The organism is Thermodesulfobacterium hveragerdense DSM 12571 (assembly GCF_000423845.1).
GTDB classification, from domain to species: domain Bacteria; phylum Desulfobacterota; class Thermodesulfobacteria; order Thermodesulfobacteriales; family Thermodesulfobacteriaceae; genus Thermodesulfobacterium; species Thermodesulfobacterium hveragerdense.
This window is the reverse complement of sequence record NZ_KE384099.1, coordinates 12283-12929: the sequence shown is the minus strand read 5'-3', so window position 1 is coordinate 12929 and position 647 is coordinate 12283. Positions and strand designations below refer to the sequence as shown.

Genomic DNA, 647 nt, shown 5'->3' with positions numbered 1-647 from the left:
TGTTTCAATTCCTTATAGGTAGGCTCAAAACGGTATAAGCTGATACGAGACTCCTTTGTGAGTAAAAGTTTCAATTCCTTATAGGTAGGCTCAAAACAAACAAGCTACATTTGAGGTTATTGGGAGACCAGAAATGTTTCAATTCCTTATAGGTAGGCTCAAAACATTTCAGTTGCTGAACGGGCTGAAACCTGAAGACCTAGTTTCAATTCCTTATAGGTAGGCTCAAAACAAACACATAATCATCAGGGATTTCCATCCTTTCTTTGTTTCAATTCCTTATAGGTAGGCTCAAAACAAAGATAGAAAGCAAAACTGCTTCAAGCTGCCCTTTAGGTTTCAATTCCTTATAGGTAGGCTCAAAACCTACAAATCCTTGCTCTAATCCTTGCCCTGAAAAAAGAGTTTCAATTCCTTATAGGTAGGCTCAAAACAAGGGCGGTTTTGATTATGTTTGTCCTAAATGTGATGGGTTTCAATTCCTTATAGGTAGGCTCAAAACATAGACTTAAACAAGCCTATAAAAAAGGTGATTTAGAGTTTCAATTCCTTATAGGTAGGCTCAAAACCGGAAAAATTTCCGGAAAAAAACCGGAAAAAATTCCGGGTTTCAATTCCTTATAGGTAGGCTCAAAACGTAAGTTTCA

At 37.1% G+C, this 647-nt stretch carries 1 CRISPR repeat array.

Annotation, left to right across the window (positions count from 1 at the left end):
* Position 1: 1 nt before the first annotated feature.
* Positions 2-637: a CRISPR direct-repeat array (repeat unit 30 nt; unit sequence GTTTCAATTCCTTATAGGTAGGCTCAAAAC).
* Between the last annotated feature and the right edge of the window lie 10 nt (positions 638-647).